Origin of the sequence: Paracoccus sp. R86501 (assembly GCF_042466435.1) — a bacterium.
GTDB lineage: Bacteria > Pseudomonadota > Alphaproteobacteria > Rhodobacterales > Rhodobacteraceae > Paracoccus.
Genome location: NZ_JAXHPZ010000001.1, coordinates 264322 through 278976, shown reverse-complemented (window position 1 = coordinate 278976; position 14655 = coordinate 264322). Strand labels below are relative to the sequence as shown.

The 14655-nt window shown below is 67.1% G+C and carries 13 protein-coding genes; 4 read left to right on the top strand and 9 right to left on the bottom strand.

The annotated features are described in order from the left end of the window. Positions 1–79 precede the first annotated feature (79 nt). Positions 80–643, top strand: a complete 564-nt coding sequence (gene efp, locus SJY40_RS01445) for an elongation factor P (protein ID WP_378941908.1) — start codon at positions 80–82, stop codon at positions 641–643. 155 nt (positions 644–798) lie between these two features. After that, positions 799–1164 carry a DoxX family protein gene (locus SJY40_RS01440; RefSeq protein WP_378941905.1) on the top strand — a complete coding sequence of 122 codons (366 nt, stop codon included), beginning with the start codon at positions 799–801 and terminating at the stop codon, positions 1162–1164. Here the strand turns inward: SJY40_RS01440 and dinB are convergent. The 3 genes from dinB to SJY40_RS01425 are packed head-to-tail and all read right to left on the bottom strand — an operon-like array spanning position 1161 to position 4788. Further along, complete coding sequence (dinB, locus tag SJY40_RS01435; RefSeq protein WP_378941903.1) at positions 1161–2264, bottom strand: DNA polymerase IV; 1104 nt, start codon at positions 2262–2264, stop codon at positions 1161–1163. The two genes, SJY40_RS01440 and dinB, sit on opposite strands and share 4 nt — an antisense overlap. Next, positions 2261–2992 (bottom strand): YgfZ/GcvT domain-containing protein, encoded by a 732-nt coding sequence (locus SJY40_RS01430; protein ID WP_378941901.1) that lies wholly within the window; start codon positions 2990–2992, stop codon positions 2261–2263. Before SJY40_RS01430 ends, dinB begins: the two co-directional genes overlap by 4 nt. Beyond that, on the bottom strand, positions 2989–4788 hold the full coding sequence (locus SJY40_RS01425) for an ABC transporter ATP-binding protein (RefSeq protein ID WP_378941898.1): 1800 nt from the start codon (positions 4786–4788) through the stop codon (positions 2989–2991). Before SJY40_RS01425 ends, SJY40_RS01430 begins: the two co-directional genes overlap by 4 nt. 183 nt (positions 4789–4971) lie before the next feature. On the opposite strand from SJY40_RS01425, the gene SJY40_RS01420 reads away from it, so the two are divergent. Next, on the top strand, positions 4972–6141 hold the full coding sequence (locus SJY40_RS01420) for a pyridoxal-phosphate-dependent aminotransferase family protein (RefSeq protein ID WP_378941895.1): 1170 nt from the start codon (positions 4972–4974) through the stop codon (positions 6139–6141). Here SJY40_RS01420 and rsmD read toward each other — a convergent pair. Both rsmD and SJY40_RS01410 read right to left on the bottom strand, forming a co-directional pair. Next, positions 6138–6707 carry a 16S rRNA (guanine(966)-N(2))-methyltransferase RsmD gene (rsmD, locus tag SJY40_RS01415; protein ID WP_378941893.1) on the bottom strand — a complete coding sequence of 190 codons (570 nt, stop codon included), beginning with the start codon at positions 6705–6707 and terminating at the stop codon, positions 6138–6140. The genes SJY40_RS01420 and rsmD overlap by 4 nt on opposite strands. 85 nt (positions 6708–6792) lie before the next feature. Continuing rightward, positions 6793–7995, bottom strand: coding sequence for an NAD(P)/FAD-dependent oxidoreductase (locus SJY40_RS01410; protein WP_378941890.1), 1203 nt, complete (start codon positions 7993–7995; stop codon positions 6793–6795). 87 nt (positions 7996–8082) lie between these two features. Here SJY40_RS01410 and SJY40_RS01405 point away from each other — a divergent pair, with 87 nt between their 5' ends. Continuing rightward, positions 8083–8568, top strand: a complete 486-nt coding sequence (locus SJY40_RS01405) for a peroxiredoxin (RefSeq protein ID WP_378941888.1) — start codon at positions 8083–8085, stop codon at positions 8566–8568. Between the two features lie 36 nt (positions 8569–8604). Here the strand turns inward: SJY40_RS01405 and SJY40_RS01400 are convergent, their stop codons facing one another. From SJY40_RS01400 to SJY40_RS01385, 4 genes are all read right to left on the bottom strand, one after another. Beyond that, positions 8605–9735: a GNAT family N-acetyltransferase gene (locus SJY40_RS01400; protein WP_378941885.1), complete on the bottom strand. Its 1131-nt coding sequence runs from the start codon at positions 9733–9735 to the stop codon at positions 8605–8607. A gap of 86 nt (positions 9736–9821) precedes the next feature. Then, positions 9822–10577: a glycerophosphodiester phosphodiesterase family protein gene (locus tag SJY40_RS01395; RefSeq protein ID WP_378941883.1), complete on the bottom strand. Its 756-nt coding sequence runs from the start codon at positions 10575–10577 to the stop codon at positions 9822–9824. Next, positions 10577–11032, bottom strand: a complete 456-nt coding sequence (locus tag SJY40_RS01390) for a RidA family protein (RefSeq protein WP_378941881.1) — start codon at positions 11030–11032, stop codon at positions 10577–10579. Before SJY40_RS01390 ends, SJY40_RS01395 begins: the two co-directional genes overlap by 1 nt. 48 nt (positions 11033–11080) lie before the next feature. After that, a complete protein-coding gene (locus SJY40_RS01385; RefSeq protein WP_378941878.1) occupies positions 11081–14530 on the bottom strand; it encodes an AAA family ATPase in 3450 nt (1149 codons plus the stop codon). Positions 14531–14655: the final 125 nt, after the last annotated feature.

The window sequence follows — 14655 nt, the reverse complement described above, 5'->3', positions numbered from 1 at the left end:
CTGCCTCGATATAGGGGCAGCATCATGCCGTTCAACACGCGGACGGCCGGAATTTTCCGCAAACACGCAAGAGCATCCCATGCCCAAAATCAACGGCAATGAAATTCGTCCCGGCAACGTGCTGGAACATGATGGCGGCCTGTGGGGCGCCGTGAAGGTCAACCACGTCAAGCCCGGCAAGGGCGGCGCCTTTGCGCAGGTCGAAATGAAAAACCTGCGCGACGGCCGCAAGCTGAACGAACGCTTCCGAAGCGAAGACAAGGTCGAGCGCGTCCGTCTGGACCAGAAAGACCAGCAATTCCTTTATGAATCCGACGGCAAGCTGGTCTTCATGGACAATGAGACCTTCGAACAGACCGAACTGGACGCCGATCTGCTGGGCGACCGCCGCCCCTTCCTTCAGGACGGCATGATCGCCACGATCGAGTATTACGGCGAGGAAGCCCTCTCGGTTTCGATCCCGCAGAAGGTCACCTGCACGGTCGCGGAAACCGAGCCGGTCGTCAAAGGCCAGACGGCTGCCAACAGCTACAAGCCCGCGACGCTGGACAATGGCGTCCGCATCATGATCCCGCCCTTCGTCGGCGAAGGCGAGGCGATCGTCGTTAACACCGAAGCCTTCGAATACAGCGAACGCGCCTGATCTTCGCGCCTCTGGCGAAGTTTTTTTGACGCGCCCCGCAGCATCAGCTGCGGGGCGCTTTGCGTCCGGACATGTCACATTGACGTGACCAGCCCGATGGTAGGTGGTTTCACGTGCTGGATCGGTGCCACCCTTTCCCAAAACAAAGGTGATCCTTGAACGATCTGCTGAACCTCTTGGGCCGCGTCCTGATCGCGCTGCTGTTTCTGGGCGGCGCGGCGCAGAAGCTGACCGACCCGACGCAGGTCGAACGGATGATCGCCAGTCTGGGCCTGCCCGCCGATCTGGTCTGGCCCGTTGCTGTGTTCAACCTTGTCGCGGGGCTTGCGCTGATCTTCGGGCCATGGGTCCGGGGATGGGCGCTGGTGCTGGCGATCTATTGCATCGGGACCAGCTGGTTCCACTGGCAGCTGCGCGCCGATCCGTGGCAGGTCACCATCGTCGTCAAGAACTGGGCCATCGCGGGGGGCCTGCTGATTCTGGCCGCCCAAGGGCCGGGGCGGCGGGTGCGCTGGCGCTAGTCGAACAGGCTCAGTTGGCCGTCATCGGGTTCGGCATCGAAGCCCGACAGCGTGATGCCCAGCAGCCGCACGCCGCGCGGATCGGGCAACACGCCTGCCGCCAGATCCCGCGCCACGGCCAGCATCTGGTCGCGGCCTGCCACCGCTGCCGCCATGCTGCGCGCCCGTGTGATCTGCTGGAAATCGCTGAACTTGACCTTCAGCGTCACGGTCCGCCCCTGCAACCGATGTTTGGAGACATGCGTCCAGACCTTGTCGGCCAAGGGGGCCAGCGCATCCAATGCGGCCTCCAGCGTCATCAGATCAGCCGAGAAGGTGTTTTCCGCCCCTACCGACTTGCGGATGCGGTCGGGGCTGACGCGTCGGTAATCCACCCCGCGCGAGATGTTCCAGTAGTAGCGGCCCGACTTGCCGAAACGCCGGGTCAGGAAATCCAGATCCTGCGTGCGCAGATCGGCGCCGGTATGGATGCCCATGGCCTGCATCTTGGCGACGGTGGCGGGACCGATTCCGTGGAACTTGCCCACCGGCAGGCTCAGCACGAACTCCGGCCCCTTGTCGGGCGTGATCACGCATAACCCGTCCGGCTTGTTCTGATCGGATGCCAGCTTGGCCAGAAACTTGTTGTAGCTGACGCCAGCGCTGGCGGTCAGGCCGGTCACCGCCTTGATGCGGGCGCGGATCGCCTTGGCGACCTGCGTGGCGGTTTGGCCATCCGCAAGATGGTCGGTGACGTCCAGATAGGCTTCGTCCAGCGACAGGGGCTCGATCAGGGGGGTGTATTCGGCGAAGATCTCGCGGATCTGCTGGCTGACGGCGCGATAGACCTCGAAGCGGTGACGCACGAAGATCAGGTCGGGGCATAGCCGCGCCGCCGTGACCGAGGGCATGGCCGATCTGACGCCGAAGACCCGTGCCTCATAGCTGGCGGCGGCGACGACGCCGCGGGCAGCCGATCCGCCGACGGCCACGGGCTTGCCGCGCAATTCGGGAAAATCACGCTGCTCGACCGAGGCGAAGAAGGCATCCATGTCGATATGGATGATCTTGCGCAGCGGCGGGGCTGCACCGTCAGGGGGCGTTACCGCCCCACCGTTCATTCAGGGAACAGCCGCGCGTCTGCGGCCTGCATGGCATCGGTCACGCGGTCATGACGGACATAGGCGATAGCCTTGCCGCCCGATTGCGTGAACAGCGTGCCGACATCCTTGCCATCTGCAGTGATGGTGGTGCCGATGGGGGCCTGTCCTTCGATGCGCAGGGTCTTGAGACCTTTGCGCAGCTCGGTCTTGTGCTTCATGCGGGCGGTGACCTCTTGCCCGACATAGCAGCCCTTGCGGAAATCGACGCCCTTCAAACGCTCGAACCCCGTTTCAAGGATAAAGGTGTCGTTCGGGATCAGTTCGACCAGCGTTTCGGGGATCAGGTTCGCAACGCGAATCGCGTCCCAATCGGTGTCGTCATCGGCAGGCAGATCGGCAAGCGCACCGTAAAGCCGCCAGCCAAGGGCGTCGTGGCGCGGGTCAAGGATGGCACCGTCAGGGGCCGCACCGGTGCCACGGGCCACGGCCAGATCGGTCATTTCCAATTCGACCTTGCTGCGCAGCTTGTACATCGTCAGCCGGCGCATCAGGTCGTCGGCCAGCCCTGCATCCACATCGATCAGCAACGCATCGCCATCGGGCACGATCAGGAAATCAGCCAGATATTTTCCCTGCGGCGACAACATGGCCGCCCAGCAGGGCGCGCGGGTGACATCGTTAGTCACCAGCCCTTGCAGAAAGGCGGTGCTGTCGGCGCCGGTTACTCGGATGATCTTGCGGGTCATTCCTGGTCTCCGAATTGAAGGGCAACAAGGCGGGCATAAGCGCCACCCTTGGCCATCAACTGGTCATGGCTGCCCTGTTCGACAACCCTGCCCGCATCCAGAACCACGATCTTGTCGGCATCGCGGACGGTTGACAGGCGGTGGGCGATGACCAGCGTGGTGCGTCCTTTGGACAGGCTGTCCAGCGCCTGCTGGACCATGCGTTCGCTGGCCGTGTCCAGTGCGCTTGTCGCCTCGTCCAGCAGCAGGATGGGGGCGTCGCGCAGCAGGGCGCGGGCAATGGCGATGCGCTGACGCTGGCCACCCGACAGCGACGACCCGCGCGGACCCGCCGCGCTGTCCAGACTGCGCTGATCGTCCAGAAAATCGCTGACATAGGCGGCATCCAGCGCCTTCTGCAGATCCTCCTCCGAGGCATCGGGACGGCCCATCAGCACATTGTCGCGAAGGCTTTCGTCAAACAGCGCGGATTCCTGCGCCACGGTGGAATATTGATCGCGCAGCAGGCCAAGATCGTATTCCGTCACCGGCACGCCGCCCAGCATCACCCTGCCCCGATCCGCATCCACCATCCGCGTCAGCAGGTTGAAGACCGTGGATTTCCCCGCCCCCGAGGGGCCGACCAGCGCGGTCGTCTGGCCCGCCTCGGCGGTCAGGGTCAGCCCGTGCAGGACCGGCTGGCCGTCATAGGACAGCCAGACGTCGTCCAGCTCGATCCGGGTGTTTTCAGGCGCTTCCTTGCGCGGACCGGATACGACCGTCGGCTGCGTGTCGAAGACCTGATAGATGCGTTCTAGGCTGGCCGCGGCGGTCTGCCATGTGCCGGCCAGCCCGCCAAGACGACGCATCGGCTGGAAGGCCAGCGCAAGGGCGGTGAAGAAGGCCATGAAGTCGCCGACGCTGCGGTCGCCCTCCATCACTTCGTTGCCGCCAAGTGCCAGCACGGCGACGAAACCGATGCCGGTGACGATGTCGGTCAGCGCGGGGATGACGCTGGAGGTTGCCGCGACCTTGGTCTCGGCGCGCCGGATACGACCGACGATGGCCGCGAAACGCGCGGTCTGGTCGGCCTCGGCCCGGTTCAGGCGGATCGAGGCGATGCCGTGCAGAACCTCGTCCAGACGGGTGGCGCGCAGGCTGGCATTGGCGCGGTTCTGGCGGACCTTGCGGCGGATGTAGCGCTGGACCAGTGCGGCGGGCATGATCAGGATCGGCGCCCCGATCAGCGCACCAAGCGTCCAGACCGGATCAATGGACATCGCCACCCCGAACAGCATGACCAGCGCGATGGCATCGCGCGTCGCGCCGGTGATCAGCGTCGCCCAGACACCCTGAACGGCGATTGTGTCGCCCTGGATACGTTCGATCATGGCGCCGGGGGAATTATCGCGGAAAAAGCGCTGGTCCAGCGTCAGGATATGCGCCAGCAGGTTGGTCTGCATCGCCGTGGACACCGACAGCGACACCCGCGTCAACAGCGCGCGGCTGGAGATCAGCGTCACCGCGCGCAGCAGAAAGATCCCGAAGATGGCGCTGCCGACCCACCAGATGGCACCGGGTTCCTTGCCGATGAAGACCAGATCGAACAGCGGCTTCAGCATCCAGCTGATCAGGGCAAGGGTCAACCCCTCGACCGTCATCAGCAGGAAGGCGCAGATCATACCGACCTTATGCGGCCGCAGGTATCCGTCGAACAACCGCCGCAGCAGGCCCGGAACCTTGCCGGGTGTCGGCGCGGGATCGCCCTTGTGCGAGGCTGCGATCAGGCGGGCGGGGCTGTCTTTGCGCGGATCCACGGGTCTGGTCGGCCTTTCGGTCACAGGGTGTGCGGCCCGCCCAAAGGGGCGCGCCATGGCTTGCCCCTGCTTTACCGCGTTCCACCATCCCCCCACAAGGCCAAGCCCCATCCGCGGCCTGCGACTGTTGACGACCGCATGGCGTGGCCCTACCGATCTTGCATGATGTGAAGGATGCCCAAGATGAGCCTTGCCCACGGTCACGACCTGATTGCCATTCCCGGACCCTCGCCTGTTCCGGCCCGCGTGCTGAATGCGGCGCATCGGGCCTCGCCCGACATCTATGGCGAGGCGCTGGCGCAGGTGAACCGGGACGTCATGGGGCAGCTGAAGCGGCTGGCGGGCACGACGCAGCATCTGGCGCCCTATATCGGCAATGGTCACGCGGGGTGGCAGGCATCGGCGGACAACCTGTTCGATCCGGGCGATCACGTGCTGGTCATCACCTGCGGCCATTTCGGGCGATCATGGGCCAAGATGCTGACCCAGACCGGCATCCGGGCCGAGCGGCTGGATTTCGGCAACCTGCCCCCCGATCCCGACCGGCTGGCCGACAGGCTGGCGCAGGACCGCGCAGGCAGCATCCGCGCGGTTCTGGTCTGCCAGACCGACACGGCCAGCGCGACCATGGCCGATGTTCCGGCCATCAGGGCGGCGATGGGCGATCATCCGGCGCTGCTGGTGGTGGATGCGATCGCATCGCTTGGTTGTGCGCCGATGAAGATGGACGAATGGGGCGTCGATGTGCTGATCGCGGCCAGCCAGAAGGGGATGATGTGCCTGCCAGGCACGGTCTTCGTCTGGTTTTCGGACCGCGCGGCCAGGGGCGGACGCAAGGGGGCGGCATCGCCCTATTGGGACTGGCAGCTGCGTGCGGACGCCGAGGCGCTGTGGCGCTTCTGGGGCGGCACGCCGCCGGTCCAGCAGGTCTTTGCGTTGCAGGAGGCGCTGACCATGATCCTGGACGAGGAAGGCCTGCAGGCCGTCTGGACCCGCCACACCCGTCTGGCGCAGGTGGTCTGGTCTGCGATCGATGCCTGGGGTGTGCAGGGCGACATCGCGCTGCCGGTCGGTGATCCGCGGGCACGGGCGCTGTCGGTCACGACGGTGCGGATGCCGCGCGCGGACGAACTGCGGGCATGGGTGACACGCGAATGCGGCGTGACGCTTGGGGTGGGCCTGGGGGCGCAGGACCCGGCCAATGCCCTGCGCATCGCCCATATGGGGCATTGCAACGCCGCCATGATGATGGGCACCCTCGGCGCGATCGAGGCGGGACTGACCGCGCTGGACATCTCCCATGGAAAGGGTGCGCTGGAGGCTGCGGCCACCAGCATCGCGCGGTCGGCCTAACTGTCGTCGGACCAGCGGGCCAGCGTGACGATGGTATCGCCATAGCTGCGCCGGTCCAGCAGCTTGGCACGGATCGGCAGCAAAGGCGGGCGCGACTCCTCCCAGACGATGGTGGCGCCGGGGGCGATCCAGTTGCCCGCGGCGGCCGAGGCCAGCGCGGCCTCGCCCTTGCCCTGCGCGTAGGGCGGGTCCAGCAGGATCAGCGAATAGGGCGCGCCGCGGTTCACTCCCAGCTTGGTCGCATCCCGCCGCCAGTGATCGGTCGCCCCTTTGGCGCGGGCGCGTTCGACATTCTGGCGGATCAGCGCGCGCGACTTGATGCCGTCATCGACGAAGGACACATGCGCCGCGCCACGCGACAACGCCTCGAGGCCCAGGGCGCCGGTGCCTGCAAACAGGTCCAGCACCCGCGCGCCGGGCACGGGATTGCCGTGGCTGCCGTTGATCAGCAGGTTGAAGATGGATTCGCGCACCCGGTCGGTGGTCGGGCGCAGATGGGCGGCGGGATCGCCCTCGCCGACATCGACCAGCTTGAGACCGCGCATCGAGCCGCCGACGATCCTCATGATTGCGTCCCGCGACAGCGGGGGGCTGCCTGCCCCCCGCACCCCCCGGGGGCGGGATCGTGGCAAGGGCGGTGCATGGGTTGGGTCATGACATCAGGGCCTTCAGGTCGGGGGCGTCGATGATCTGTTGCGGATCGGGGCTGCGTCCGGCCTCGATCAGCCGCTTGCCGATCATATAGGCGCGGGCGTCGTTCAGGGCATCGACCGCGATCAGGCGGCCCTTTCGGTAATACCAGACCGAAGCGCAATGATCGCCCTGCCCCGCCCGCAGGACGGTGTCGTCATAGCCGGTGTTCAGCCCCGCGATCTGAAGCTTGGCATCGAACTGATCCGACCAGAACCACGGCTTGGCGACGTAATCGCGCGTTTGCCCTAGCATGTTGTCGGCGACGCATTCGGCCATGTCGATGGCGCCACCGACGCTTTCCAGCCGGATCTGGGCGCCTTGATAGGGGAAACTGGCGCAATCGCCCGCAGCCCAGATGGCGGGGTCCGATGTCCGGCCCGTGGCATCCGTGGCGATGCCGTTGTCCAGCGCCAGACCGGCGGTTTCGGCCAGCGCGATACGGGGCAGCACGCCGATGCCCATCACCACCACATCGGCGGGCAGGATGCGCCCGTCGTTCAGCGCAACGCCGGTGACGCGGTCGTCACCCTGGATCGCGCTGATGCCGGTGTCCTCCAGAATGGTCACGCCGTGGGCGCGGTGCAGGGCCGCGATGATCTGCGAGGTCTGAGGGGATGCAACGCGGCCCAGAATGCGCGGGGCAGCCTCGACCAGGGTGACATCTAGACCCAGCTTGCGGGCGACGGCCGCGGCTTCGAGCCCGATATAGCCGCCGCCGACGACGACCAGCTTGCGCCCCGCGGTCAGTTCGGGGGCCAATGCGTCGATGTCGGCCAGGTCGCGGATGACATGGGTGCCGGGCAGATCGCCCCCCATCGCGGCAGGCAGGCGGCGGGGTTCCGCGCCAAGCGTCAGGGCCAGCGCGTCATAGGGGTGTTTGCCCCCGTCGGTCCTGACGACGCGGGCCTGCGCATCAATGGCGGTGGCGGTTTCGCAAAGGCGCAGGTCGATCCCCTGATCGCGCCACCAATCGGGCGCGCGCAGGGTCAGGCGGTCCAGCGCCATCTCGCCCAGCAGATAGGCCTTGGACAATGGCGGGCGCTGATAGGGCGCGGCCGCTTCGTTGCCGATCACCGTCAGCGGGCCGTCATGCCCCTTGGCCCGCAGCCGCGCCGCCATCGAGGCCGCCGCCTGCCCTGCCCCAAGTATCACGATCCGCATCCGCCTGCGCCCCTTCGCTGTCATCTGGCCTGTCTTCGGGCCGCACCCTATAGTCACGCCGAATCCGTTGCAATTCAGGAGAGACCGATGACCATCAAGGCTGGAGACAAGCTGCCCGAGGGGCAATTGCTGCGCGTGGGCGAAAACGGCCCCGAAAGCATCTCGACCACGGAACTGACCAGCGGGCGCGTGGCGCTGTTCGGCCTGCCGGGCGCCTTTACCGGCACCTGCACCAACGCCCATATGCCCAGCTTCGTGCGCACGGCGGACCAGTTCCGCGACAAGGGCGTGTCGCGCATCGTCTGCATCACCGTCAACGACCCCTTCGTGGCGGCGGCATGGGCCGAACAGACCGGCGCGAAAGATGCCGGCATCGAGGTTCTGGCCGATGCGGATGGCAGCCTGACCAAGGCGCTTGGCCTTGATTTCGACGCGCCTCCGGTCGGCTTCCAGGGGCGCTGCAAGCGGTTCGCATCCTTGGTGACCGATGGCACCTTCGACGTCGTCGATGTCGAGGATTCGCCCGGCACCTGCAGCGTCAGCGCCGGTGAGGCGCTGCTGGAAAAGGTCTGATTCTTCAGTGACTAGACCCGGAAGGGCTGGCCCCGGTCAGCCCTTCCGGAACGGCGTGAAATCGGCAAGCGCCTCGATTTCATCGCCCATGGCGTGGCGTTCCTGCTCCAGATAGTTTTCCAGCGCCTTCAGGAAGCCCGCGTCCTGCACCCAATGCAGCGAATGGATCGGAACCGGTTCATACCCGCGGGCCAATTTGTGATCGCCCTGCGCCCCTGCCTCGACCCGTGACAGGCCATGCGCGATCGCGTGGTCGATGGCCTGATGGTAGCACAGCTCGAAGTGCAGGAAGGCGTGGTCTTCGGTGCAGCCCCAATAGCGGCCATAGATCGCTTCGGGGCCAAGGAAGTTCAGCGCCCCCGCGATGGGTTCACCGTCCTGTTCGGCCAGCACCAGCAGGATGTCGTCGCGCATGGTGTCCTGGATCAGGTCGAAGAACTTGCGCGTCAGATAGGGCTGGCCCCATTTTCGCGCGCCTGTGTCCTGATAGAATTCCCAGAATGCGTCCCAGTGATGGGGTTGCAGATCGTCGCCCGTCAGGTGGCGGATGGTGCCGCCAAACCCTTGAGCGCGGGCGCGTTCCTTGCGCAGGTCCTTGCGTTTGCGCGACGACAGCGCGGCAAGGAAATCGTCATAGCTGGCATAGCCCTTGTTCAGCCAGTGAAACTGCTGGGTGATGCGCGGCAGAAAGCCCGCCTGTTCGCCCAAGGCGGCTTCGGCTTCGGTGCAGAAGGTGACATGCGCCCCCGAGGCCTGAACATGGTCGGTGACCTGCATCATCCCCTGCAACAGTGCCATGCGTGCCCCGTCGTCGCGCGCCAGCAGGCGCTGGCCGGTGGCGGGGGTGAAGGGGACCGCCGCCTGCAGCTTGGGGTAATAACGCCCGCCTGCTCGCGTATAGGCCTGCGCCCATGCGTGGTCGAAGATGTATTCGCCCTGACTGTGCCCCTTGGCATAAAGCGGCGCGGCACCGACGATCTGGCCGTCGCGTTCGGCGGTCAGGTGCAGCGGCTGCCAGCCGGTGCCGGTGCCCACCGATCCGGATTGTTCCAGCGCCAGCAGAAAGCGGTGCGAGGTGAAGGGATTGCCGTCGCCAAGACCGTCCCAGGTTTGCGGATCGATCTCTGCGATGGAGGGATGGGTCGTCAGGGTCAGCATGTCGCTCATAATCCGCAAGATAGGGTGCGGGCGCGCGAATGTCAGGGGGCAGATGCGGTCAGGACGTCGCAATCGCGTGACGCCCTGACGGCTGGTCAACTGGCGGGGGTGAAACCCTCGAAGGTGATGTTGTGGGCGATGCGGCGGGCGGCGGCTTCCTGTTCGGCAGTGCGCACCGTCCAGCAGAGGATCGGCACCCCTTGGGCGGCCAATGCGTCTACGCGCGGATTGTCCAGATCGCCGATGGCATGCGAGACAAAGCTGGCACCGCTGCGGTCGAAATCGCTGATGCCTGCCAGTTCGCTACGGCGTTCGGGCGGGACTGCGGGCCAGTGTTCCTCGCTGTAATCGCAGGTGGTCAGCCCGACCGCGATGCCCTGTGCGGCAGCGTGGAAAGCCGTGACCTGATGCGGGTTGAAAGACATCATCGCGACCGGCCCGTCATAAGCCTCCAGCGCCTTGGCCACACGCAGATGCAGATCGCCGATATCGGGGCCAAGGGTGCCGTCCTGATCCTTGATCTCGATCAGCAGGGGTACCTGCCCGGCGACCAGTTCAAGAAATTCGGTCAGGGTCGGGACATGCTGGTCGCTGCCCAGCAGACGATAGCCCTGAAGCGTATCGACCGCGGTCTGGGACACAAGCCCCTTCTGCCCCGTCAGCCGCGTCAGGTCATAGTCGTGAAAGACCATCGGCGTGCCATCGGCTGCGGGCTGGATGTCCAGCTCGATCCCGTAACCGGCCTTGATGGCGGCGCGCGCTGCCGCAAGGCTGTTTTCCGGCACGCCGCCCCCGTGCAGCCCGCGATGGGCGATGGGGGCGGTCAGGAAGGCTTGCGGCAGCGCGGTCATCACTTCACCTCGAAGATGGCTTCGATCTCGACGGCGACGCCGAAGGGCAGCGACGGTGCGGACACCGCGGCCCGCGAATGGCGACCCGCGTCGCCGAAGACCTCGACCATCAGGTCGGAACAGCCGTTAATGACCTTGGGCTGGTCGGTGAAATCGGGGGTCGAATTGACGAAGCCCGTCAGCTTCACCACGCGGGCCACGCGGTCCAGATCGCCGATGGCGGCCTTCAGCTGCGCGATCAGGGCCAGACCGCAGCGGCGGGCGGCTGCGGCGCCATCCTCGACGCTGGTGCTGTCACCCAGCTTGCCGGTGATCAAGCCGTTTTCGTCCGCGCTGATCTGACCCGAGATGAAGACCAGGTTGCCGGTCTGCACGAAGGGGACGTAATTCGCGGCGGGCATGGGGGCTTCGGGAAGGGTGATGCCTTTGTCGGCCAGGGTCTGTTCGACGCTCATGATATCCTCGCTTGGGTTGGCGTTGGCCGGACCCTAGCAAGGCAATCCTCAGGCGACCAGAGCCTCGGCGCGTTTCAGATCCACGCTGACCAGTTGGCTGACGCCCTGTTCGACCATGGTGACGCCGAAGAGGCGGTCCATCCGCGCCATCGTCACCGCATGGTGGGTGATGATCAGGAACCGCGTGTCGGTGCGGCGGGTCATCTCGTCCAGCAGGTCGCAGAAGCGGCTGACATTGGCGTCGTCCAGCGGCGCGTCGACCTCGTCCAGCACGCAGATCGGGGCGGGGTTTGCCAGAAACACGGCAAAGATCAGCGCCATCGCCGTCAGCGTCTGTTCGCCCCCCGACAACAGCGACAGCGTCGACAGGCGCTTGCCGGGCGGCTGGCACATGATTTCGAGGCCCGCATCCAGCGGGTCGTCGGATTCGACCAGCACCAGACGCGCCTCGCCCCCGCCAAAGAGGGCGGTGAACAGCGTGGCGAAATTGGCGTTCACGGTCTCGAAGGCCGCCAGCAGGCGTTCGCGACCCTCGCGGTTCAGGCTGCCGATGCCGGCGCGCAGCTTGCGAATGGCTTCCTCAAGGTCGGCCTTCTGGGCGGCCAGCTGGTCGCGCTCGGATTCCAACTCGCGCTTGTCCTCCTCGGCACGCAGGTTGACGGCACCAAGGGCGTCGCGCTGCGTGCGCAAGCGGGTGATCTGATGTTCCAGCGCGTCGGCGGGGGCCTTGGGATCCACATCGCCAAGGCTGGCCAGCAGGTCCGCGGGGGTTTGTTCGGTTTCTTCCAGAATGCGGTCGCGGGCGGCGGTTTCGGCGGCGGTGGCGGCCTCGGCGCGGGCATCCATGGCGGCGCGGGCCTCGCGGGCCTCGGAGGCCAGACGCGCGGTGTCGCGTTCGGCATGGGCGGCGGCGCGGGCGGCCTCATCGGCGGCGGCCAGCGCGTCGCGAGCGCGGGTCAGGCGGGTCTGGGCCTGCGCCTCACGCTCGGTCAGGGCATCGCGGCGTTCGGCCAGCAGCGCGGGCTGGGCCTGCGCACCGGCCAGTTCGTCCTGCGCCCCGTCGCGGCGCGTGGCCAGTTCGGCCGCGCGGGCGCCCGCCTGTTCCAGACGCTGACGCCAGCCCGTGGTTTCACGGTCGATGGCCGCGATCCGCTTCAGACGGGCTTCCTCGTCGCGACGCAATTCATCCAGCCCTGCGCGGCGGGTCATGGTGGCGATGCGCGCGGCCTCGACGCTGGTGCGGGCATGTTCGACGGCAGTGGCGGCATCTGCGCGATCGGGCAACGCATCCAGCTGGGCCTGCGCGTCATCCAGACGTGTGCGGGTGGCGGCGGCATCGGCCTGATGGCGGGCCAGTTCGGCGCGCGCAGCCTCGGCGCGGCTGCCTGCCATGGCCAGATCGGATTCGGCGCGGGTCGAGGCACGCGCGGCATCCGACAGCAGGCGCTCGGCCTCGCGCCGGGCATCGCGGGCGGATCTTTCGGTGGCGGCGGCATCGGCAAGGACGGCCTTGGCTTCCTCATGCGCCTCGATCGCGGTATCGGCGCGGGCTTGGGCCTGTTCGGACTGGCTGGTGATCTCGGCCAGTTCATTGACCTTCTGCAGGTGCAGCGCCGCCTGCGACGACGCCTCGCCCGCCATCACGCAGAGGCCGTCCCAACGGAACAGATCGCCCTCGGGCGTGACCAGTCGCTGACCGGGGTGCAGATCGCGTTGCAGCGCGGCGCCCGTGCGGGCATCGACCACCAGACCGGTCTGCGACAGACGGCGGGCCAGCACATCGGGGCCGGATACTTGCGGCGCCAGCGGCTTCACCTGCGCGGGCAAGGGTTGCGGCGCGTCCCACCCCGGCAGCGCGTGCCAGCCCGAGCCATCGGCCGAAACCCCTGCGCGCAGATCATCGCCAAGCGCGGCACCGAAGGCGGTCTCATACCCCCGCGCCACCTGCACCTGATCCAGCAGAGCCTGCCCATCCGACTGGCCGCGTTCGACCAGACGGCGCAGGGCGGTCATCTCGGCGGCCAGCGCGGCGGCCTCGCCCTCGGCCTGCGCACGGGCGGCGCGGGCGGCGGCTTCGCGGGTTTCCAGATCACCGCGGGTGGCCTCGGCATGCGCCAGCGCGTCTTCGGCGGCATCCACGCGGGCGCGGGCCTGATCCTGCGCGGCATCGGCCTGTTCGAGGGCGGCCTGCGCGGCGGCCCCTGCGGCGGTGGCCTGTTCGGTCGCCTGAGTCGCCTCGGTCGCGGCGCGGTCGGCGCGGTCGAACATGGCGCGCAGATCGGCGGCCAGCCGTTCCGCGGATTGGTGGCGGGCCGCAAGACGGGCCGATTCGTCGGTCAGCTCGGCCAAGCGGCCTTCCAGATCGCGCAGGGTTTCGCTGGCCTCATCGGCCATGGCGGTCGCGGCCTCCAGCCGGTCGTCATGGCCCTGCCCCGCGGCGCCCAGCTGATCGCGTTCGGCGGCCAGCTTTTCGACGACCTCACCGGCATCGCGGTTCAGCCCTTCCTCGCGGTCGATGTCGCGATCCAGCTGGGCGATGCGGGCCGTCAGGGCGGCAATGGCGGCATCGGCGCGGGCCTCGGCCTCGTCCAGTGCTTCGCGTTCGGCGGTGATGCGGGACAGGATGGCGGCGGCGACCTGCTCCTCCTCGCGCAGGGGCGGCAGGGCGTCATCGGCTTCCAACCGGCGGGCCTCGGCTTCCTCGGCTGCGGCTTCGGCCTGCGCCGCCTGCTGGACGGCAAGGGACAGGGCTTCGGCGGCGGCGGTGCGTGCGGCTTCGGCCTCGGCCCAGCGGCGGTACAGCAACACGCCTTCGGCCAAGCGCAGCGCCGCGCCGATTTCACGGTATTTCGCAGCGGCACGTGCCTGACGGGCCAGCGATGCCGCCTGCGTGGACAGGCTGTCCAGCGTATCATCGACGCGCGACAGGTTCAGTTCCGCGCCGTTCAGCTTCAGCTCGGCCTCGTGCCGCCTCTGGTAAAGACCCGAGATCCCGGCAGCCTCTTCCAGAATGCGGCGGCGGTTCTTGGGCTTGGCGTTGATCAATTCGCTGATCTGGCCCTGACGCACCAGCGCGGGGCTGTGCGCCCCCGTCGAGGCATCGGCAAACAGCATCTGCACGTCGCGCGCCCGCACATCCTTGCCCGCGATCTTATAGGCACTGCCCGCGTCGCGGGTGATGCGGCGGGTGATGTCGAACTGGTCGTCGTCGTTGAAGCCCGCAGGCGCCAGCCGGTCGCGGTTGTCGATGGTCAGCGACACCTCGGCATGGGCGCGGGCGCTGCGACGCGTGGTGCCGGCAAAGATCACATCCTCCATCCCGCCGCCGCGCATGGCCGAGGGGCGGTTTTCACCCATCACCCAGCGCAGCGCCTCCAGAAGGTTGGACTTGCCGCAGCCATTGGGACCGACCACACCCGTCAGACCTTCGCGGATGACCAGATCGGTCGGGTCCACGAAGCTTTTGAAGCCGTTCAATCGCAGGCGGTCAAAGCGCAAGGGTCGGGTCCGTCTTAGGAATGGCGATGGACGATTGTTCCTGCATGGCACCTTCAAGTCAATGCCACCGCAAGATATCGCGGAGAGGCGGCAAATATCCACTAGATGCACCGCACGCAACCCCG

Excerpts from the sequence above, each read along its gene's own strand:
- SJY40_RS01410 (WP_378941890.1), bottom strand. The coding sequence starts at position 7,995 with ATGCGGATCGTGATACTTGGGGCAGGGCAGGCGGCGGCCTCGATGGCG.
- SJY40_RS01405 (WP_378941888.1), top strand. The coding sequence starts at position 8,083 with ATGACCATCAAGGCTGGAGACAAGCTGCCCGAGGGGCAATTGCTGCGC.
- dinB (WP_378941903.1), bottom strand. The coding sequence starts at position 2,264 with ATGAACGGTGGGGCGGTAACGCCCCCTGACGGTGCAGCCCCGCCGCTG.
- SJY40_RS01390 (WP_378941881.1), bottom strand. The coding sequence starts at position 11,032 with ATGAGCGTCGAACAGACCCTGGCCGACAAAGGCATCACCCTTCCCGAA.
- SJY40_RS01395 (WP_378941883.1), bottom strand. The coding sequence starts at position 10,577 with ATGACCGCGCTGCCGCAAGCCTTCCTGACCGCCCCCATCGCCCATCGC.
- SJY40_RS01430 (WP_378941901.1), bottom strand. The coding sequence starts at position 2,992 with ATGACCCGCAAGATCATCCGAGTAACCGGCGCCGACAGCACCGCCTTT.
- efp (WP_378941908.1), top strand. The coding sequence starts at position 80 with ATGCCCAAAATCAACGGCAATGAAATTCGTCCCGGCAACGTGCTGGAA.
- SJY40_RS01420 (WP_378941895.1), top strand. The coding sequence starts at position 4,972 with ATGAGCCTTGCCCACGGTCACGACCTGATTGCCATTCCCGGACCCTCG.
- rsmD (WP_378941893.1), bottom strand. The coding sequence starts at position 6,707 with ATGAGGATCGTCGGCGGCTCGATGCGCGGTCTCAAGCTGGTCGATGTC.
- SJY40_RS01400 (WP_378941885.1), bottom strand. The coding sequence starts at position 9,735 with ATGAGCGACATGCTGACCCTGACGACCCATCCCTCCATCGCAGAGATC.